The organism is Actinokineospora auranticolor, assembly GCF_002934265.1.
GTDB lineage: Bacteria > Actinomycetota > Actinomycetes > Mycobacteriales > Pseudonocardiaceae > Actinokineospora > Actinokineospora auranticolor.
The window spans coordinates 418,209-439,042 of sequence record NZ_PTIX01000001.1 but is presented as its reverse complement, the minus strand read 5'-3'; the positions used below and the strand labels follow the sequence as shown (position 1 = coordinate 439,042).

General features: G+C 69.1%; 16 protein-coding genes. 7 read left to right on the top strand and 9 right to left on the bottom strand.

From position 1 onward, the window contains the following. Positions 1 to 15: 15 nt before the first annotated feature. The 6 genes from CLV40_RS01850 (at position 16) to CLV40_RS01825 (ending at position 5,469) form a co-directional block, all read left to right on the top strand. Positions 16 to 822, top strand: coding sequence for a formylglycine-generating enzyme family protein (locus tag CLV40_RS01850; RefSeq protein WP_181043270.1), 807 nt, complete (start codon positions 16 to 18; stop codon positions 820 to 822). Continuing rightward, the gene (locus CLV40_RS01845) at positions 819 to 1,517 is read left to right on the top strand and encodes a formylglycine-generating enzyme family protein (RefSeq protein ID WP_181043269.1); all 699 of its coding nucleotides are present in this window, start codon (positions 819 to 821) and stop codon (positions 1,515 to 1,517) included. Before CLV40_RS01850 ends, CLV40_RS01845 begins: the two co-directional genes overlap by 4 nt. A 4-nt stretch (positions 1,518 to 1,521) precedes the next feature. After that, a complete protein-coding gene (locus CLV40_RS01840) occupies positions 1,522 to 1,788 on the top strand; it encodes a phosphopantetheine-binding protein (RefSeq protein WP_104476205.1) in 267 nt (88 codons plus the stop codon). Next, entirely contained in the window at positions 1,785 to 3,125 is a 1,341-nt protein-coding gene (locus CLV40_RS01835) for a serine hydrolase domain-containing protein (RefSeq protein ID WP_104476203.1), read from the top strand. The genes CLV40_RS01840 and CLV40_RS01835 overlap by 4 nt, the downstream gene beginning before the upstream one ends. Beyond that, the gene (locus tag CLV40_RS01830; protein WP_104476201.1) at positions 3,125 to 4,483 is read left to right on the top strand and encodes a cytochrome P450; all 1,359 of its coding nucleotides are present in this window, start codon (positions 3,125 to 3,127) and stop codon (positions 4,481 to 4,483) included. Before CLV40_RS01835 ends, CLV40_RS01830 begins: the two co-directional genes overlap by 1 nt. Before the next feature lie 218 nt (positions 4,484 to 4,701). After that, positions 4,702 to 5,469: a thioesterase II family protein gene (locus tag CLV40_RS01825; protein ID WP_146107890.1), complete on the top strand. Its 768-nt coding sequence runs from the start codon at positions 4,702 to 4,704 to the stop codon at positions 5,467 to 5,469. On the opposite strand, the gene CLV40_RS01820 is transcribed toward CLV40_RS01825, so the two are convergent. The 9 genes from CLV40_RS01820 to CLV40_RS01780 all read right to left on the bottom strand — a co-directional run bounded on the left by CLV40_RS01820 (position 5,461) and on the right by CLV40_RS01780 (position 16,331). Then, positions 5,461 to 6,303, bottom strand: a complete 843-nt coding sequence (locus CLV40_RS01820) for a bifunctional 5,10-methylenetetrahydrofolate dehydrogenase/5,10-methenyltetrahydrofolate cyclohydrolase (RefSeq protein WP_181043268.1) — start codon at positions 6,301 to 6,303, stop codon at positions 5,461 to 5,463. The genes CLV40_RS01825 and CLV40_RS01820 overlap by 9 nt on opposite strands. Positions 6,304 to 6,428: 125 nt before the next feature. Continuing rightward, positions 6,429 to 7,049: a cyclodeaminase/cyclohydrolase family protein gene (locus tag CLV40_RS01815; protein ID WP_104476198.1), complete on the bottom strand. Its 621-nt coding sequence runs from the start codon at positions 7,047 to 7,049 to the stop codon at positions 6,429 to 6,431. A 93-nt stretch (positions 7,050 to 7,142) separates the two neighbouring features. After that, complete coding sequence (locus CLV40_RS01810; protein WP_245930954.1) at positions 7,143 to 7,742, bottom strand: hypothetical protein; 600 nt, start codon at positions 7,740 to 7,742, stop codon at positions 7,143 to 7,145. Positions 7,743 to 7,751: 9 nt separating this feature from the next. Then, positions 7,752 to 8,492, bottom strand: coding sequence for a very short patch repair endonuclease (locus CLV40_RS39255; RefSeq protein ID WP_342752238.1), 741 nt, complete (start codon positions 8,490 to 8,492; stop codon positions 7,752 to 7,754). Further along, positions 8,489 to 9,778: a DNA cytosine methyltransferase gene (locus CLV40_RS01800; RefSeq protein WP_104476194.1), complete on the bottom strand. Its 1,290-nt coding sequence runs from the start codon at positions 9,776 to 9,778 to the stop codon at positions 8,489 to 8,491. The genes CLV40_RS39255 and CLV40_RS01800 overlap by 4 nt, the downstream gene beginning before the upstream one ends. Before the next feature lie 104 nt (positions 9,779 to 9,882). Further along, a complete protein-coding gene (locus CLV40_RS01795) occupies positions 9,883 to 12,771 on the bottom strand; it encodes a Z1 domain-containing protein (protein ID WP_104476192.1) in 2,889 nt (962 codons plus the stop codon). Continuing rightward, positions 12,771 to 13,766: a PD-(D/E)XK motif protein gene (locus CLV40_RS01790; protein WP_146107889.1), complete on the bottom strand. Its 996-nt coding sequence runs from the start codon at positions 13,764 to 13,766 to the stop codon at positions 12,771 to 12,773. The genes CLV40_RS01795 and CLV40_RS01790 overlap by 1 nt, the downstream gene beginning before the upstream one ends. After that, positions 13,763 to 15,196, bottom strand: coding sequence for an ATP-binding protein (locus CLV40_RS01785; RefSeq protein WP_104476189.1), 1,434 nt, complete (start codon positions 15,194 to 15,196; stop codon positions 13,763 to 13,765). Before CLV40_RS01785 ends, CLV40_RS01790 begins: the two co-directional genes overlap by 4 nt. A gap of 256 nt (positions 15,197 to 15,452) precedes the next feature. Further along, a complete protein-coding gene (locus CLV40_RS01780) occupies positions 15,453 to 16,331 on the bottom strand; it encodes a hypothetical protein (protein WP_104476187.1) in 879 nt (292 codons plus the stop codon). Positions 16,332 to 16,830: 499 nt separating this feature from the next. Here CLV40_RS01780 and CLV40_RS01775 point away from each other — a divergent pair, with 499 nt between their 5' ends. Further along, a complete protein-coding gene (locus CLV40_RS01775) occupies positions 16,831 to 20,823 on the top strand; it encodes a Pls/PosA family non-ribosomal peptide synthetase (protein WP_104476185.1) in 3,993 nt (1,330 codons plus the stop codon). The last annotated feature ends 11 nt before the right edge of the window (positions 20,824 to 20,834 follow it).

Here is a 20,834-nt window from a genome sequence, read left to right as displayed (position 1 = left end):
GCGGGGTGGAATCGAGTGGCCGAACACCGGAAGTTCGCATTGGTGCCCTTCGGCGAGCGCACGCTCACGGTGGGGTCATCCGATCCCTCGGCCGGTCCCGCGCACGAGGTCACCCTGGACGCGTTCGCGTTGGCCGACCGCTGCGTCAGCGCCGGGGATTTCCACGCCTTCCTGCGGGAGGCCCCGCAGGACGTGGACCACACGATGGTCGACTGCATCGATCCGGCCTTCGTCGTGCACCGCGCGGACGGCTTCGCGTTGCGGCCCGGGTGCGCCGACTTCCCGATGATCCAGATCAGCTTCTGGGCCGCCGCCGCGTACTGCAACTGGTTGTCGCGCACCGAGGGCCGCGAAGCGGTCTACGACGTCACCGCCCGCACGGCCGACCTCGACCTCGACGGCTACCGCCTGCCCACCGAGGCCGAGTGGGAGGCCGCCTGCCGCGCGGGCGCCCCCGATCCCGCCGCCTGCAACAGCGCGGACGCGAGCCCGGCCTGCCGGGCGCTGCGCGCGGGTGAGCTCGGCACGGGTGCTTTCCCGCCGGGCAGCCCGGGCCCGGTGCCGGTGGGCAGCCTGCCCGCCGATGGCGCCGGCTTGCACGAGATGCTGGGCAACCTGCGCGAGTGGTGCCACGACCGGTACGGCCCGTACCGGTCCGCGCCGCAGCGCAACCCGCGCGGCGCGCAGCGCGGCGCTTTCCGCGTGGTGCGCGGTGGTTCGTTCATCGACCCGGCCGCCGAGCTGGGACCGTCGAGCAGGCTCGCGGCCTTCGAGGACACCAAGTGCGAGGTCTACGGCTTCCGGGTGGCGATGCCCCGGTGAGCGCGATACCCGACACCCGGCGCGAACTACCCGAATTCGCGGAGATCCCACCCGGAACGCTGCCCGAAGGGGCGGACTCCCCCGGTTTCGGTCTCGCCGTGGTGCCGACGACGGTATTCCAGTACTGGCTTTATCTCGTGGATTCGGGTTTGCGCGACGCACCCGATCCGCGGCTGCACGGGTTCCCGGCCGAACCCGGAACCGGCCTGCGCGCGGTGGGAGGTGGGGTCGTGCTCGACGAGGACCTGGGCGCGCTCCCGGCCACCGGTGTCACCTGGCACGGTGCCCTCGCCTACTGCGCTTGGCTTTCCCCGCAGGTCGGCAGGCCGTGCGGGCTGCCGACGGCCGCCGAGTGGCGGTACGCGGCGGGCGGGTCGCTCGGGTCGCGCTGGGCGCTCGGCGACGTGTTCGACCGGCAGGTCTACGCCCCGCCGTCGGCGACCGGGCCGCGTCCCGTCGGCGCCACGCCACCGAACGCGTACGGCGTGCGCGACCTGACCGGCAACGTCTTCGAGTGGTGCGCCGACCGGGACGCGACCGCGGTCGGGTCGCGCGTGATCAAGGGTGGCGCCTACACCGTGCGCAACCCCGAGAGTTTCGAGAACACCACCGCGTTCACCGCCGACGAGCTGTCCGCCGTGCCCTACATCGGGTTCCGCGTGCTCGCCGGGGACGCGGGGCGCCGCGGGAGGTAGCACCATGACCGGTTCACCCTTGCCCAGCACCACGTCCGACGCGCTCGCCGACGTGCTCACCCGGCACCTGCGCAGGCTGCCGCCGGACGGTGACTGGACCGCGGTCACCCTGGCCGACCTCGGCCTCGACTCGATGACCGCGATCGAGGTGGTGGTGGACATCGAGGAGACGTTCGGCACCCAGTTCCCGGAGGAGCTGCTGGTGCGGGAGACGTTCGCGACCTTCGGCGCGCTGGAGTCGGCCGTGCGGTCGATGGTGTCGCCGTCGTGAGCGCGGCGCCGTCCTACGAGGAGTTCGCCGCGCCGGTCGCCGGCGGCGCGCCTGCGGACACGGCGCTCGGCGCGCTGCCCGCGGGCGAGTACGCCGTGCTGGCCTGGCTCGACGAGATGGCCGAGCACCCGTCGGCGCGGGCCGAGGCCGACCTGACGGACGGCTGGGACACGGTCTCCTTGCGCGGCGCCTACGAGAAGCTCTTCCACCGGAGTGGGGACGCGGCCATGACCGTGCGCGCGGGACTCGACCTGGACACCGTCCGGCGGCTGTTCGAGGAGGAGATCGGCCGCGGCGTGCAGACGGGCGTGCAGCTGTCGGTGAGCCACGCGGGGCAGGTCGTCGACCTCGCCGTCGGCGACAACGGCGCGGGTGGGGAGCTGACCACCGACACCCGGGTGCCGTGGACCTGCTCGTCCAAGCCGATCGGCGCGCTGGCGCTGGCGGCGGCGTGGGAGTCCGGGGCGATCGGACTGGACACGCGGGTCCACGAGGTGCTGCCGGAGTTCGTCGGCGGGGGCAAGGAAGCCGTGCGGGTGCGGGACCTCCTCACCCACACCACCGGCCTGCCGGAGCCGCTGACCAGCGTCGACCCCTCGGGTGCGCAGATCAACTCGTGGGAGGACGTCGAAGACCTGCTGTGGTCGGTGATCCGCAGCGCCGAGACGCGGACGTTGCCGGGCACGTCGATGAGCTACAACGCCATCACCAACTGGTTCGTGCTCGACAGGCTGCTCGCGGCCGTCGGTGGTAGCGCTTCGGGCGACAGCTACCGTTCGATGTTCGACCGACTGGGGCTGAAGACGGCGACGCTCGGCGCGGACTGGTCGCTGCCCGCGGAGCAGCGGGTCACCGTGCGCGCGGCGGCGGACCAAGAGGCCGGGCTCCAGACGATGAACCTGGTCAGCGCGTTGCCGCTGCCGGGCGCGGGCGTGTGGGGCACGATGAGCGACCTGCGCGTGGTCGGGGATGTCCTGCTGGCGGGCGGAAAGCACGGGGACACGGCGGTGGCGGGGTCGGCGACCGTGGAGGCGCTGACGTCGACGCACTGGCCCGGAACGCCCCGGAAGTCCATTTGCGACACGGATTTCCCTTATGGGCTTGGCATTATGACGCTGCCGTCCGTCTTCGGTCGCCGTTGCTCCTTCCGCACCTACGGACACGCGGGCGGCAACACCTCGACGCTGCTCGTGGACCCGCTGTTCGACCTCGTAGTGGCGGTGTACTGGAACGGGCGGCTCAACGACGTCAAGACCTTCGCCCGCCGCTACGCCCTGGTCCGCGCGCTCTACGACGACCTGGGCCTGCCGCGGCTGCCGCACCGCGGGAGCCGGTGATGCGCGGCCTGCCCGGCCCGACACCACTGGGCCACCTCAAGTACTTCAAGGGGCTGCTGGGCGACCCGTACGACGCGCTGCTGCGGCTGCACCAGGAGTACGGACCGGTGTGCGACTTCGGTTTCGGGTCCAACCACTACGTGATGATGTTCGGCGCCGAGGCGAACAAGCTGCTGCTCGACGACTCGCCGAAGAACCCGCGGTTCCTGTCCCGGGACGTGCTCAGCCTGCTCATTCCGGTCGTCGGGAGCTGCGCGATGGTGGTGAGCGACGGGACGGACCATCGCAGGCGGCGCTCGCTCGTGCAGCCCGCGTTCGCCTACCGCCGGTTGCAGCGGTACGTGCCGATCATGGTGGAGGAGATCCACCGCATGTTCGCCGCGTGGCCGCCGGGGCAGACCGTCGACGCGTTCACCGCGATCCGGTCGTGCATCCGGCGCATCGCGATCCGGTCGCTGTTCGGCGACCGGCTCCAGGAGCACACCGACCACATCGGACGCGAGCTGGAGACCGCGCTCAAGTACATCAACCGGTCGCCGTTCCTGCGGTTCGACCGCGACCTGCCGGGCACCGCGTACCGGCGGGCGGTGGCGGCCCGGCGGCGGGTGGACGACCTGGTGCGCGCCGAGGTCGAGCAGCGGCGGGCCGAGCCGGGCGAGCGGGCGGACGTGCTCGACGCGCTGCTGGGGTCGTGCACGCACGCGGGCGACCGGCTCAGCGACCTGGAGATCCGCGACCAGGTGATCAGCCTGATCGCCTCCGGCTACGACTCCAGCAGCGCCGCGGCGGGCTGGGCGGTGTACGCGCTGCTGAGCAGGCCGGACGTGTACGCGCGGGTGCGCGCGGAGGTCGCCGAGGTGGCGGGCGACGAGGAGCTGACGCACGCGCACCTGGAGTCGATGGAGTACGTCGGCTGGACCATCCAGGAGATCCTGCGGCTCTACACCCCGGGCGTGCTGACCGGCCGCACGGCGGTGGCGGACTTCGAGTTCGGCGGGCACGTGGTGCGCGCCGGGACTAAGGTCCTCTACTCCCAGTACGTCACGCACCGCCTGCCGTCGCTGTGGGACGCCCCCCTGGCCTTCGACCCGCTGCGCTGGGACAAGTCCGCGCCGGGGTACCGCGAGCCGGAGCCGTACAGCTGGGTGCCCTTCGGGGGCGGCTACCGGCACTGCATCGGGTTCACCTTCGCCGAGCTGGAGCTGCGCGCGCTGATCGCCGAGCTGGCCCGCGGCACCGACCTGGCGCTGTCGGGGCCACCGATCCAGCCCGTCGGCGTGGCCACGATGTGGCCGAAAGGCGGCGTACCGGTCGAGGTCCGGTCGATTCGCCCGCGCCGTTCGGCGCTCTCCGAATAATCGCCGCCATACCGGTGGCGGCGCGCGAACGCCCCGGCGAGCCTTGCGGGCTGTGGTAACTTCGGAAAGCGGGGCACGGGTGCGAGGGGGTTCGAGCACCTGTCGCCGGGGGATCACGGGGATTGTCTGGGGGTCGAAGGTGTTCGCCGCCATGGGTTTCGTGCCGCGTGCACGCGGTTGTCAGTGCTCGGGTTTCCCGCCCGCGGCCGGGGTTCGCCGTGCATAGGGCGGACACCCTGGGCGACCTGGACTGGCGGGTGTGCGTCCCGGGGACGCCGTGGGTGGGCCGGGCGCCCGCCAGGGGGATACTGCTGCTGTGCTTTCCCGGCGCGGGCAAGGGAAGCGTGATGTACCACCGGTGGCAGGAGGAGGGGCTGGACCCGCTGGCGGTCCGGTTGCCGGGGCGGGAATCGCGCTTCGGCGAACCCGCCGCCACCGAGGTGGCCGAGCTGGCCGACGAGGCGGCGGAGGCGCTGTTCCCGTTGGCCGACCGGCCTTTCGCGATCTTCGGCCACAGCATGGGCGCGCTCGTCGGCTTCGAGGTCGCCCGCCGCCTCGCCGCGCGCGGTCGGCCACCGCGGCGGTTGTTCGTCTCGGCCGGACCGGCCCCGCACCTGCCGTCCCCGCACCGGCTCCGGGCACGCGGTCTGTCCGATGAGGAACTGCTCGCCGCCGCCCGCCGCGCCTTCGACTCCATCGCGGACGCGGTGCCCGAGGACCGGCGGCTGCTGGGCCCGCTGCTGCGGCCGCTGCGCGCGGACCTGGCCATGGTGGAGCGGTACCGGCACTGCCCGACACCGCCGATGTCGTTCCCCATCACGGCTTTCGCGGGCCGCGAGGATTCCTACACCCCCGTGGACGAGATCCGCGAGTGGCGGGTGCAGACCTCGGCGGACTTCCGGCTGCGGGTGTTCCCGGGCGGACACTTCTACCTGGACGAGTGCCGCCGGGAACTCCTGCGGGACATCAGGTCCGACCTAGTGTGACGCCGCCTGGACGGTGTGCTGGAGCAGCAGGGCGGTGGTCACCGGACCGACCCCGCCCGGTACGGGTGTGACCGCGCCCGCCTTGTGGTCGACCGAGGCGACGTCGACGTCGCCGACCAGGCCGCCGTCGGCCGTCGGGTTGGTGCCGACATCCACGACGACCGCGCCCGCGGCCACGTGCGCGGCCGTGATCAGCCCGGCCCGGCCCACCGCGGCCACCACGACGTCGGCGGTCGAGGTGACGGCGGCCAGGTCCCGCGTGCGCGAGTGGCAGACGGTGACGGTCGCGTTCCGGTCCAGCAGCAGGTGCGCGGCGGGCTTCCCGACCACGGTCGACCGTCCCACCACCGCCACGTGCCGCCCGGCGAGCTCGACCTCGTGGTGCTCCAGCAACCGCACCACGGCCTCGGCCGTGGCGGGCGCGAACGCGGGCAGTCCGGCCGCCAACCGCCCCAGCGACAACGGATTCGCCCCATCCACGTCCTTCTCGAACGCGATATCCCCCGCCAACTCCTCCACCGAACACCCTTCAGGCAACGGCGTCTGAAGAATCACCCCGTGCACGGCCGGATCTGCCGACAACTCCCCCAACCGCCCCCGAATCACCTCAGCGGTCGCGTCCGGCCCCAGGTCGACGACATCGCACACAATCCCGACCTTCCCCGCCGCCTTGGCGATGGACCGCACATACCAGGCACTGGCCTCGTCCGCGGTCGCCACGACAACAACCAGCCGCGGCGGTACCCCGGCCGCGGCCAACGCACTCGCCCGCTCGGCGACATCGGCCCGAATCGCCGAAGCCAGTTCCTTTCCGGACAACACCAGCGCACTCACCAGAACACCCTTTCCACCCGCGAACGCCCACAACACACAGCCCACAACACAAAGTCGCGGCGCCCTGCCGCCACATAGTCCGCAACGCCGCGGAACTCCACCGCAGGCTCAGCCGATGATTCCACTCACCACGCGATCAGCTCGCGCACCGCCGCGGTCACCCGGTCGCAGCGGGCGAGGATCTCGTCCACATCGGCGCACCCCGCCACCAACTCCGCCCGGGCGGCCTCGTCCTTGATCCCCCCGAGATTGATCTCCACGTTCACCCGCCCGCACGCGGCAGCGCCCCGAGCGGCCTCCACCGCCGCCGCCACATCCGTGATCACGTTGCGATTCCCGATGGGCAGCAGCTCCTCCGCGAGCCCCACAACCTCCCGCGCCACCCCCACCACAGCCACAGGAGGCCGTCCAGCCCCCACCAACGCCTCCGCGATGGCCGCCGACCGCGCCGCCTTCGCCTCCGCACCGTCCCTCGGCAACCCGTACGCCGCCGCCACCGCCCCGAACGCGACCGCGTCCTCCTCCGCCAACCGCAACGCCGCCACGCGCAGCCGATCGGACTCCCCCACCACCCGCTCCACCACATCCCGGTGCGCGGCGTACTTCTCCCCCAACGAGTACCGCCCCACCATCCCCACCAAAGCCGCCCCCAACCCCACCTGCAACGCCGCGGCAGCCCCACCCCCGGGCGCGGGCACCCGATCGGCCAACCGCTCGAGGAACTCCCCGATTCGCTCGTCGTACATCAGCCACTCCCCTTCATCCGGTGATGGCGGGATCATCTCACCGGTCCAGGAACGATGTCGTTCGCGTGGCTCTCAAACGGATGCTCGCGACTCTCAGACCCGGTCTACCAAGTGGCGCGTGACCCTAATCAGATCAAGCCCACAGTGTTGGGCGACCTTGTCCTGGAAGACCTCTTCACCGGAAGTCAAGGTCTTGCCACCGCGCAGTACGACAAGGATCAAGGGCGGCACCCGGGCGTCGATCGCTTTGCCGACCGCCGCCCAGAGCAGGTCACGGAACGTGTGCGGCTGCCCCCAACACACATACCGCTCGGCGTCACCGTCAGTGATGTCAACGTGCATTGGTTTCTCGGCCAGAGTCCCGGGCACGGTGCGCCACCGTGGGCCCAACGCCTCACGGATGGTCTCACCGATGTCGACGAACCGCTTCGTCGCGTATTGCGCGTACTGCCCAACCCCTTCGAGCGCGCGCATGTACTCCTTCATCGGGCCGTCCTTCAACCACACGCGCATCCCCTCGGCGGTGAGGTAGTCGGCCAACTCACCACCGATCGCCGCGTCATCCACCCAGCGGGAGTACTGTGCGGTCCGCTGCGAGTCCTTCAAAGACTCCCAGTCTAACTCGACCACCTGCCGGTACAGTTCACGGCAGACGGCCTCGCGCACCGCTGCGGGCAACCTCTCCTTCGCCACCATGCCTCCCTAGCCATTGGTCGCCCGAGCACGCACCGCGACCTCAACCAGGTCCGCGGTCACCTTCGGGTCGTCGTGTTCCCAAGCCCGGATGACGGACCACCCCGCGGTTTCCAGCAGGGTGGTCGTCTCCGCGTCACGCCTGCGATTGCCCTCGATCTTGTCTCGCCAGAAAGCCGAGTTCACCGTCGACGGCCGGTGGTGTTCTGGACAACCGTGCCAATAACAACCATCGATGAAGACCGCTACGCGAGCTCTGGGAAAGACGACGTCGGCAGTGCGCCTAGACCCGGGCAAAGGACGGGCGGATACCCGGTACCGCAGTCCGCGGGCGTGCAAGAGGGTACGCAAAGCCAACTCCGGAGCGGTGTCACGGCCGCGGTTTCCCCGCATTGAGGCACGCACACCCGCGGATGACGCCCACGACCCTTCGGGCAACCGTTCGGGCGTGACGAGTCCAGCTCTACGAGCCATCGTCCAGGCTTCGACCAGGTTGCGAGCGCGGGTGGGATGGGGCACCACTCCGAGATCATGGGTGTGCACCTTGCCCCGGTTCGACCAGCGCAAGCGAGCGGTCACCTCCGAGTCGGACCGGTTCACCCGCAGGTCGACCGACGCTCGCGCGTAGCGATCCGCGCCGAGATCGACCATCCGGAGGTGCCTGCCGCCCGCGGCCCGGTCCTGTTCGGCGATCGTCTCGGCTGCGGTACGACCTGGCTTGGGCTTCCATGCCCGGTCACCGACGCTCACGATTCCGCAGCGACCCCGTCCAGGCACTTGGCCACCGCGTCGGCGAACACCTTCCCGAGCGCGACGGGCACCGCGTTGCCCAGCTGGCGCATCTTCTCACCGCGCGGTCCGCTGAGCTTCCAGCGGTCGGGGAACGTCATCACCCTCGCGGTCTCCCGCACGGTCATGTACCGGTGCCGGTAGCGGTAGCCGTCCGGGCTGCTGGTCGGATCCTTGACCAGTTCGTCGGTGAGCATCACGGATTCCCCACCAGGAACACCGTGTACGCCCGCCTTGACCGTCTTCGCTGGGCGGTCCAGCACATTGGGCGTGTGGCCGGGGTAGATCCGCGCATCAGGCCAGCCGACGTGGTAGGTGTATTTCTCCTCGTCGAACTCTTGCCGATCGAGGCGATGTTCGGGGATATCAGGCAAGCTCTTCTCGCCCTTCCCACCCTTCAAGGCGTCACGCAACGTGCGCCATGGCAACAACCCGTCATCCGGGTTCACTCCGGGGAGTACATCCGGGAGAGCTGCTTCAACACGAGCGCGGACGTGATCGGGTACCCCGGGATGGCGCTTCCAGTACCGGCCGTCACGGATCGACCCGTGCAGGGCTGCCTCGGAGTGCGTCGGTCGGATCAGTGCCTTGAACGTGTCGAGGTCGACGCCCAGATCCGCCCGGAACGCCACGATGATCACTCGGTTGCGGATCTGCGGGACGCCGTAGTCCGCCGCGTTGACCGGGGTCATGACCACGTCGTACCGCTTGGTCGGGTCAACCGACGCGATCTCGGTCTCGCGGAGCGCCTTGTCATGAGACTCCCAGCTCGACTCCGGATCACGTTCCAGGAACGGCAACCCCAGTTCACGGACGATGTAGTCGAAGTAGGGCTTGAACGACGCGCGGAGCAGCCCCCTGACGTTCTCGCAGATCACGACCTTGGGTTGGATTTCACGAACCGCTCGGAACATTTCCGGGAACATGTTCCGCTTGTCCTCGTCACCCTTGGCGACCCCTCCGAGGCTGAACGGCTGACAGGGTGGCCCACCCGCGAGGACGTCGACCCTGCCTTGCAGGTACCCCATCTTCAAGTCCTGCACGTCTCCGGGAACGAGTGGCCACTTGTCACCACGCTCCGGTATCCGCTCTTCCTCACCACGCAGCTCGATGTTGTTCGCCAAGAGCGTGTCGCACGCGTGTCGAGCGAACTCGTTGAGCAACAGCGGGCGGAAGCCCGCCTTGTGCACCGCCATCGCCAGCCCGCCACCCCCGGCGAACAGTTCCACCGAGGTACGGTCGGTCATCGTCTCGTCTCCATACTTTCAGGCGTCGGCGGGAGCCTAGCGCACCGCCGACCGTGGTCCCATCAACGACACAGGGTGACCAGGCACCTGTCCGGACCGCGGCGTCAGCCATCGACCAGGGCGTACGGCGGCTTGCTCGAATCCACAGTCCGCCACTGCAGCACGCCCGAAGTCTTCGTCTTCGCCAAACGCGACACGGTGCGGGGCATCATCAAGACAACCGCCATCACGACACCGGGCGGGTCGTTCTCCACGATTCCCGCGACCATCTCCCGCTTCCGGTCCACCACCGGATAGAGGATCAGTTTGCCCGTCGTGGCACCGACTTCGAGATTGTGGATCACCTCACGGTGCGCGCTGGTCGAGTTGCCACGTACCTTGTCATTGCTGTCCACCGCGCGTCCGTGCAAGCTCACAGGTCGTTGTGCCCGCAGGCTGGCCCGCCTGCCCCTCTTCTGCTGCGGAAGGATCACGCGCCAGTCCGTGATCACATCGGGGCCCAGTTTTCTAATCCACTCCAGATCAGGCGCGAACGTGGATGGCGTGGCCCAGGTCAGCTCGCCCAGCACAGAAACCATCCGGTCGTGACTCACCGTACCGATCAACGCGTCGAAAGACGGCTTTCCCTTATCCGACAAGGTCTCCAGCTCCGAGGCAGCAGCGATGAGCGGTACGCAAGCGTCAACGTTGCGCTCCAACACCGCTTTCTCGCTCATCGGAGGGTAGCCGGAACTGCGTTCGATGTTGCCACTGATGTTGCCGCCACGGCGTTCGACCAGTACCGCGTTGTACATTTTCGCTGCGGTCGTTGGACGGATCCCGTGACTGCTCACCAGCGGCGGAACCTCAGCCGGGGTGAGCCTCGGGCGACCATCCTCGTCGGCCGCGGCATAGAGTTCGAGTTCCTCACGGAAACTCCGCTCGTCCAGGCACACCGACTCGAAGGCGTCCCTGAGATCGGGAGTGAGGAACAGTCGAACCAGGTCGCGGTAGCCCTCGCGAAAACCGAACCACCGACCCATCTGCATAAGCGCGTCGGCGTTCTTCACCGCACGGACGTAGTAGGACACGGTCAAGCCCTCGACGGTGAATCCCCGGGCGAGCTTGTTGCCGCCGACCAGGATCCGCCAGACCGAGTAGTGGTCAAAGTTCACCTCATCCTGCTCGATATCCTGGTCGCTGTTGACCACAAGCACCGGGTTGCCCGCCGGACTGATCCGACGCGTGGCCTCTCCCAGGTAGGGGATCAGGTCCTCGAACGCCGCCGGAGTGGGCAGTTCGCCGACCAAGGCCGACGAGACGAGTGACAGGTCGTTCTCGAACGCGGCGCGCAATCTTGCATGACTGGCCGAGGAGTAATACCCCGCCTCGTCCCAGATCCGCCGGATCTGCTCGGCCGTCGTCCTGTGGATGTCGGTGTGCATGGCTTCATGGACCAACATGGTGTGGTGCTTGAACCGGGGGTAGCCACGGTCCTGGCGGTAGAGCTTCACAGCACCGGCAAGTACGAAGATGTCGATTGCCCGGCGCAGGTCGCCGTCGGAGTCCGGGTCGTCGACGAGCCGGAGATGAGCCCGCTCCTTCGAGTTCTCGAACGTCCGGTCCACGAGTGGGACGTCTGAATCGAGGTCGTGGAAGTCCTCCGCGCCCATGTAGCCGGGCGGACGTTCCAACGAGATGAGGAAGTCCTTAGGGAAGATGTCCTGCGCGTCGCTCGGATCGATGAAGACGTTGGCGAACGGGGTCGCGGTGTAGCCGACGTACTGCCCGCGCGGGAGCATGCCGAGCAGTTCGGAGATCAATCGGTTGATCGTGGTCCGGCTCTTCTTCCCCGCCTGCCAGCGTTTGGGATTGGTCGTGTTCACCGAGGCCTGGTCGGACTCGTCGTCAATGATCAGCGCTGGGATCTGGTGCAGTCGGGCGGTGATCCTCTTGAGGTCCTTGACCAGTTTGGTCAGCACCGGCCCGTTCTTCTTGACAATCATCAGGCGGGCGTCGGTGGCCAGCAGGTTATCGGGGTGGTTGAGCGGCTTGCTCCGGTGCGGTCGATCGAAGTCCAGGGCCGAGATGCCCTGTCGCAGGCTTTGGTAGTCGAACCGGCGAGTGGTCATCCGGTGGATGTCGGGCTTGCCGACGTCGGCGGGCCTGCAGCCATGCTCGACGAACTTGCCGTCCCGCCAGTCCTCGTCCTCTTGGTAGTCCACGGCGGCCAGCGCCTCGGGGCTGTCGATATCCACGCCGCGCAGGATGTTCTCCCGACCGACCAGCTCCATGTCAACCCGGCGCTGGGTCTGCTCACGCAGCATGTTGGTCGTACCGGTCAACACGATGATCAGCCGATAGCCCGCGTCGATGGCCTTGGCGATGACCCCGGTGAAGTTGGCTGTCTTGCCACTCTGGACATACCCGACGACCAATCCCTTGGCCTGGTAGGGCTCGGACCGGGTGGGCTCGCTGAGTCGTTCGACCACGTGACGGGTCGCGTTGTGCAGGCTGGTGATCGCGCGCTCGTCCCACCCCCGCCGAGTACGCAGGTGGTTGGCGTAGTGACTCCAATAGAAGTCACGCGCGCGGATCAATTCCTCGCTGTACCAGGGATTCCACTCCTTGGCGATCACCACGGTGCCGTCGCCGCCATGCACCGGGAACAACGAGCCGAACAACTGGGCGGTCTCCAGTTCGACACCGAGCTTGGCCAGGACCACCGCGCGGCGCTCAGGAGTGTTGGCGCCCGTGCCCGCGGTCCAGTCCGCGTCCTCGGGGCGGGCGTTGTCCCACTTGGCCAGCTTGATGTGCAACTCGTTGCGCAGCTCGTCGTCCGAGGCCGACGAGGCGGCCAGGTAGGCGCGGAGCGCCGCGTCGGAGACCTCAATGTCGCTACCGAACTCCTCCGCCTGCACCAACGCGTTGCGTCGCAAATCACGTGGACCGGAGCGGTTCATGGCGTCCAGGGCTGCCAGATAGGACTTCGCCATGGAGTCGGACATCGTCATCATCCCTCCTCGAAATCCGCAGCGGCCGCCAGCGACCGCGCCGGACGGCCGATTGGGGCGAGTCCGGTGAGGTCGACTCGGTAGCGAACCTCGGCCAGTCGATCGAGCGCGACACCCGCGCTCGCCAACGAATCCGGCGTCAGCCGGGGAAAGCACTCATCGACCGAGTACACCGCCGACGAGGTGCGACGGGTCCACCCGGTCTCGCATCGATCGGTCAAGTCGTCGTCCCACCCCCAAGCAACCAGACCGGACTCCAGGTCGTCGCGGCTGGCACCGGCCCCGACGAGGCCACGCACCCGCCCGATGAGCTCGGGCAACCGCGCACCTGTCCCGACCCCCGCCTGGGTGAGCTGGTGTGAGACGAGCCATAGTGGCCGGTCCCGCGTAGGCACAAGCTGGGTCAACGATTCGACCCAGTGTGTGCGCCGCTCACCACTGGTGGTCTTCACCTCCAGGTCATGCCCCGGTAGTCCGAAGTCGTGCTCTTCGCGCCCCGGCCCCCGCCAAGCGGCTAGTGCGGCCGCCACGCCCTCTGTGCAGACAAGCCCGGCGAGGCTGAGCAGTTCCCCGAACAGTCCGATCTCACGTTCCCTCGGGAAGGCGTCTTCGCGTCTGAGCAGGGCCGCGAACTCGCGCAGTGTGAGCGCCAAGGCGTCGGCGGGTCGTATCCCATCGAGCTGGACCCGGTCAGCGATCGAGCACAGCAACGGATACGCGGCCTGGAACAGCGCGGGGACGGTGACCACGACCTCAAAGGCTCGCCCTTCGCCGTGGTGGGTCACACGGCTGACAACGTGCCGCAGGCGAGTGGGAGGCGCGGACTCGATCTCCGGCACATGCACCCGTAGACCCATATGGCCTGATGAAGGGGTTACGAACAGCCAGGCAGGCGGATCGCCCGCGATGGGCCGAAGATACGGCACGCCCTCGGCTAGAACTCGATCGAGATGTCCAGGTACGAGGTGCCGCTCAGGACGCGGCGTGGCGGTCACCGTCGTTCCGCCCGCACGGCCGTGGTCAGTACCGACTTCCAGAGCTCGATGTTGTCCTTGTCGCGAGAGCCGAGGTACTCGCCCTGGAAAACATCCTCCATCAACAGGTAGATCAGCGTCTTGATGAGCGGCAGGTCGTTGAGACCGCCGTGGCGGTCACCAAGCAGCATCTTTCTATACCGCTTGTTCAACCAGATCGTCTGTTCATCTCTGTCGATGTCGAAGAACTGGTCGTCGTCGAAATCCCGCCAGCGGATGTCCACCGGGTCGGCCTTGAGCGCCTCGATCTCCGACTCGAGTGTGTCCCTGAGCCCGGGGGTGAACCCACGACCCGGGGGGATCATCGGCTTGCGGCTCGTCCGGCGCTTGTTTCCCGCTTGGTAGACCTGCTCGGCCTGGTAGAAGTAGTCGGCGAAGGTGCTCCCGTCGTCGGCACGGGCCGACTCACAGGCCTGGCCGAACTCCGGGCGGACCTGGACCCGCGACTTCTCCGGGTTCATCCGCAAGAATGCCTCAACGTCGCTGTCGATCTCGACCTCGACCCTGGCGAGTTGGAGCTTCGGGTGGGGCGCGTGGACGCCCTCCCACCCCCCGGGCTGCAGGAGTCGGTCCCGGCGGTAGAAGTACATCCCCTGGTGGTCGGCGGGGCGGCCGTTGAGCTTGAACTGACGAGCGGTCGAGCGCGGTGGCCAGATGTGGCAGCGGAAGCTCAGCGAGCGGCCGTCGACGGTCGCGTTGAGATCCTTGGGAAAGCCAGTGGCACCGGTGCGGTGGTAGTGGAACGGGTTGATCGGCTCCACGGTGACCGGAGAGGTGGAAGCCGCGGAACCCGCCTCGTGGACGTCGAAGGCGATGGTGACGCGTCCGCGCTCGATGAGGCGGTGGAAGACCAGCCCGAGGTGGTTGCACGCGGTGGTGACCTTCTGCGTGACGAACCGCTCGACGAGGCGCTCATCGGTGGTGGCGGGAAACCCACCGACCTGGTCCCAGCGAACGATGGTGCCTCCGCCGGTAGCGGGCAAGCCGCGGTCCTGAGCGAGTTCCCGATCGGCGAAGAGCTCCGGGACGACGTCGCAGAGGAAACCGGTCCGGGCCTCGTCCAGGCGCCAACGCCGCCCGACCGCGGGCGCGCCAGGCGCCCGCGAAAGCACGGTGAGCTCGCGGGCCTGGCTGAAGGAAGCCGCCTTGAGACCCAACCCGAACCACCCGAGGTCGGCGTCACCGTAGGCACGGCGACCGCCCACGGTCATCGCGTCGTCGATCCGATCCGGGGCGATCCCGCGCCCGTTGTCCACGACATAGAGCGAGCACAGGCGGCCCCGGTCGCGTACGAACCGGATCAGGACGTTCGTGGCGTCGGCGTCGATCGAGTTGTCGACCAGATCGGCGAGCGCCGTCTCGAACGAGTGGTTGCGACCGATGGCCTCCATCGTCCGTGAATCGGGTGGGAGCTCGACACTCCCCTCGGTGGGAACGCGCACAGTCCACTCGGCCGTCGTCACTCGGTACCCGCCCCCTCGTTTGGTGCTTACACCGCAGGTAATAGGCCCATTCGGCCGCCGCGTTACACCAACCTTAGCCCCGGGGTGAACGCTCGGGGACTCTTAGTCACCGATTGACTCCCGACCACCCGTGTCCGACGGCTTCGACACCGCCTCGCGGGCAGGGACGACAGCGCGGGTCTACTCAGCCGATCCGCTCGGCTACCACGCGTATGCCGGTGGGTTCGACGAGCAGGACCGTGGGGAGTAGGGGATCCGCCGCACGGGGGGTGGTGGTGAGGACCTCTTCACGGATGAGGTCCAGCCAGTCGGAGCGGGCGCCCGCGATGAGGAGGTAGTCCGGGGTGGGCAGGCCGACCACGAGCCGGTCGTCGGCGAGGCGGCGCGCCATGCGGGCGTGGAAGCCCTCGACCGCCACCGCCGACGCGGCCAGGCGCGGTTGGCGGGTGAGGGTGAGCAGGTCGCCATGGTCTGAGTGCTGGGTGTCGACGCGCAGGCCCTGGGTCAGGTTGCGGCCCGCGGTGGCGAGCAGTTCGGCGAACGGCGGTGCGCCCATCTCGTCGTAGTCGTCGGTGGTGACGTGGTCGGGCGCGGCCGGGGCCCCCGCCCAGTCGAGCCAGGCGAGGGACACCGCTACCCGGCCGGGGACCAGCGGGGCGTGCGGCAGCCGCGACAGGGCCGCGGACGCGGGGGCGGACCTGCTCCACAGCAGCGGCAGCAGCTCGGCGCCGCGGTCGGCGGCGCGCAGGCGGACCACCTCCGCGACCGCGTGCCGGGCGCGGGCGAAGGCCTGGTCCCAGCCCTCGGCGGTGGGGCGGGGGAAGCGGTGGGTGCAGTGGGCGGCGGGGAACGTGGTGGCGAGGTAGTCCTTGTCGGCCGACGAGGGCTCCCACTCGCTGTGCACGGCGACGACCTCGGTGGGGTCCACCCGGCGGTGGCGGGTGGCGCTGCGCCACGCGCGGCGGATCGCGGCGTCGTCGCGGGTGGGGGTGCTGGCGAACACCGCACCGGCGGGGGCGCGGAGCCGGAAGACGACGACGTTGACGGTGAAATCCTCGCTCACCGGTCGACCGCCACTCGGATGTCGCAACGCCGGGTCACTCGAACGCCGCAGTGACCCCACGCGACAGTGGGCGAATGCGTCATGCGATGTCATCCTACCGGCCGCCGGGTGCCCGTGCCGATCGCCGAAAGGCCCGATAGCGACATTCTTTCATAAACAGTTTTCCATTCCACGTCACCCACTTGAACCCGGCCGATTGTCGGTGCGTTCACATCTACAGAAGGAATGTTCACAGATAAACGCCCTACGATCGGAGGAAACTTCGCATCCCGGCCGCGATCGGCCGCCTACATCGGCACATATTATGTTCGGCGATTATGTCCTGCCTTCAGCTCAAGCCAGGCGCGCGTACGGCGGTAGCAACCCATAGGTACCCGAACTAATTTGGTGTCGTTCCCACGACGCGTAGACCCTCCAGTGGCGACTCCGCCAGTTATTTCGAGCGTCGTGACGATGTGGCACGGGCACCGGCCCGACGTGTTTGGTCAAAGGACGGAATATGGCGAGCGCAAATGGTCGGACTGCGGTATTCGACAAGCGGGGGAGCACGCGGGCGCGGGTGCTCCCCGAGTGCTTCGAACTGACCTGTGACCGCACCCCGGACGCGACCGCCGTCGAGTGCGACGGCGAGCGGCTGACCTACCGCGAGCTCGACCGGGCCGCGAACCGCCTGGCCGCGCTGCTGCGCGAGCGCGGTGTCCGCCCGGGCGACAACGTCGGGATCCTTTTGCGGCGCAGCACGGACACCTACGTCGCGCTGCTCGGCGTGATGAAGGCGGGCGCGGCCTACGTGCCCATCGACACGTCCTTCCCGGCCGACCGCGTGCGGTTCATGGCCGAGGACGCGAGCCTGACCCACCTGGTCACCTGGTCCGGCGCCGCAGACCGCACCGCCGACCTCGCCTGCCCGGTCCTCGCGCTCGACGAGTCCGCGGCCGAGATCGCCGCGCGCTCCGGCGACCGGCTCGACCTGGAGATCGACCCGGACACCCCGTGCTACATCATCTACACCTCGGGGTCGACCGGGAAACCCAAGGGCGTGGCCATCTCGCACGCCAGCATCGTCAACTTCCTCGACGTGGCCACCCCGATCTACGGCGTGACCGGCGACGACCGCGTCTACCAGGGGATGTCGATCAGCTTCGACTTCCACCTCGAGGAGATGTGGCCCGCCTGGGTCGGCGGCGCCGCGCTCGTCGCGGGCCCCAACGACGCCCGCCGCTTCGGGCAGGGCCTCACCGACTTCCTCACCGAGCACCGCGTGACCGTGCTGTGCAGCGTGCCGACGTTGTTGACCACGGTGGAGAACGTGCCGCCGACGGTGCGCTGCCTGCTGGTCAGCGGCGAGGCGATGCCGCCGGACCTGGTGCGCAAGTGGTCGGGGCCGGACCGGCGGATCCTCAACTGCTACGGCCCCACCGAGACCACGGTGTCCTCCAGCTGCGCCGAACTGGTCGCCGACCAGCCGGTCACCCTGGGCACACCGTTCCCCACGTACCGGTTCTACATCCTCGACGACCAACTGCGTGAGGTCGCCGAGGGCGAGACCGGCGAGATCTGCATCGGCGGTCCCGGCGTCGGCATCGGCTACCTCAACCGCCCGGAGTTGACCGCCGAGCGGTTCGTCACCAACCCCGTCGAGCGCGACCGCGCCGAGGTGCCGCGCGTCTACCGCACGGGCGACCTGGGCCGCCGCACCCCGGCGGGCGAGTACGAGTTCTTCGGCCGGATGGACACCCAGGTCAAGATCCGCGGCTACCGGGTCGAGCTGGGCGAGATCGAGCAGGTGATCCGCGAGGACGAGGCCGTCGAGAACGCGGTCGTGACCACTTTGGACCGTGACGGGGTGCCGAACCTGGTCGCCTACCTCACGTTGTCCGTCGCGGACGCCGACGAGGCCGAGTTGCGGGACCGCCTGCACGCCACCCTCCGCAGGCGCTTGGCGCCCTACATGGTGCCCAGCTACCTCGAGGTACTGGACAGCTTCCCGCTGCTGGCCGCCGACAAGGTCAACCGCGCCGCGCTGCCCGCCCCCACGTCACCGCCACTGGGCGCGAACACGGGACCACACGTCCCACCAGAGGGTCCACTTGAGACAGATCTGGCCGGTGTGTGGTCGGAGATCCTCGAGGTCGAGCAGGTTTCGGCCGAGGCGGACTTCTTCTGCGACCTCGGCGGTCACTCGCTGACCGCCGCGCGCGTGGTCTCCCGGCTGCGCGCGCTGCCCGGGTTGCGCGGCCTGGCGATGGGCGACCTCTACGCCAACCCCACGGTCCGCGCGCTCGCCCAGCACGTCGAGTCCACCGCCGCGCCCACCGAGGACACGGCCGTGGACACCGCGAAGCCCGAGCCGCGCAAGCACTCCGGGTTGCGAGTGTGGGCGTGCGGTGTGGCGCAGATGGTCCTGCTCTACACCTGGCTGGCGCTGTTGGCCTCCCCGGTGTTGGCCCTGGCGTACGTCGTCACGGTGCGGGCGAAGGGCGCCTCGTCGGGCGCGGTCCTCGGCGCGGAGAGCGCGAGCCTGGGGGTCCTGATCCCGGTCTGGGTGGCGTGGTTCCTGTTCACCAGCTTCGGGTTGCCGATCATCGCCAGCAGGTTGGTCATGTTGCGGGTCCGCGAGGGCTGGTACCCGTTGTGGGGCCGGACGTACCTGCGGTTCTGGTTCCACGCCAGGGTCGCCGCGCTGGCGCCCCTGGCGCTGCTGTCCGGCACTCCCCTGCTGCCGCTGTACCTGCGGCTCATGGGCGCGAAGGTCGGCCGCGACTGCCAGCTCTCCACCCCGCTGATCCGGCTGGCGCGGTTCGTCGAGATCGGCGACGGCGTCAGCATCGGCGACCGGGCCCGGGTGGAGACGTACGCGGTGGAGCACGGCTGGCTGCGGTTGGCGCGGGTGCGCATCGGCGACGGCGCGCACGTCGGCGCGAACTCCGCGGTCATGGCCGGTGCCGAGATCGGCGCGAACGCCACGGTGGGTCACCAGTCGCTGGTGCACGCGGGGGCTCGGGTCCCCGGGGGTGAGCACTGGATCGGTTCGCCGCTGCGCAAGCTGCCCGCCATGCCGCAGCAGCTGCGGGAGATGGCCGACCGCGCCGACACCCGCCGCTGGCCGGTCACCGTGCTGTTCGGCTACCTCGTGGGTCTGCTGTTCCTGATCGTCCTCCCGCTGGCGCTGCTCGTGCCCAGCGGCGCGGTGATCTTCTACGGGATCAACCAGGGCACGGTCGGGTGGATCGTGGGCTGTGCCGTCGCGGCGGGCCCGGTGTTCGTGTTCACGACGTGCCTGGTGCTGACCGCGCTGAAGCGGCTCGTGCTGTTCCGGGCGCGGCCGGGGATCTACTCGGACAAGGGTTTCTTCGGCCTGCGCCTGTGGTTCGCGCACCGGCTGCTGGACATGGTCGTCGCCCAGGTCCGGACGATCTTCTGCACGCTCTACGCGATCCCGCTGCTGCGCGGGCTCGGCCTGCGGGTCGGCAAGTGGTGCGAGATCGCCATCCCGACGCACATCAACGTCGACATGACGACCATGGGCGACCAGTGCTTCCTCGCCGCGGGCATCCTGGTGTCGCCGCCGGTGCACCACCGCGGTCTCGTGGCGCTGCGGATGGCGGAGATGTCCGACCGCAGCTTCATCGGCAACGTGGCGCTGGTGCCGGGCGGCACGCGGATGGGCTCGAACAGCCTGCTCGGCGTGATGTCGGTGCCGCCCGCCGACCGGCCGATGGACCCGGAGACGACCTGGCTCGGTTCACCGTCGTTCTTCCTGCCGCGCAGGCAGACCAGCCAGGACTTCCCGGAGAAGTTCACCTACCGGCCGACGCCGACCATGGTCGCGGTGCGGCTGTTCCTGGAGCTGTTCCGGGTGTTCCTGCCGACGATGCTGACCACCGCGGGCACGTTCGCGGGCATCTACGCGATGGTCTACCTGCTCGGCCACTTCTCCCCGTTCGTCCTGGTGACCATGCTCCCGGCGATCACCCTGGGCGTCGGGTTGGCCGAGACGGTGGTCGTGGTCGTGCTGAAGTGGCTGGTCATGCGGGTGTACCGGCCGCGCACGGAGCCGTACTGGGGCACCTGGGTGCGCGGCACGGAACTGATCACCGGCCTGTACGAGGCGGTGGCGGTGCCGCGGCTGATCGGCAACTTCGTCGGCTCGCCGTGGATCGTGCCGCTGGTCCGCCTCTTCGGCGTGCGGGTCGGGCGCCGGGTGTGGCTGAACACGGTGTCGTTCACCGAGTTCGACCTGGTGCGCGTCGGCGACGACGCGGCGGTCGGCGAAGAGGCGGACCTGCAGACCCACCTGTTCGAGGACCGGGTCATGAAGATGTCGTACTCCAAGGCGTCGGCGGGTTCGACGGTCGGCAGCCACGCGGTGGTGCTCTACGACGCCGAGGTGTCCGCCGGGTCGTTCCTCGACGCCGACTCGCTGGTGATGAAGGGCGAGGTGCTGCCCGACACCAGCGGCTGGCGCGGCATCCCGGCCCGACCGCTCTAGCCGCCACTCCC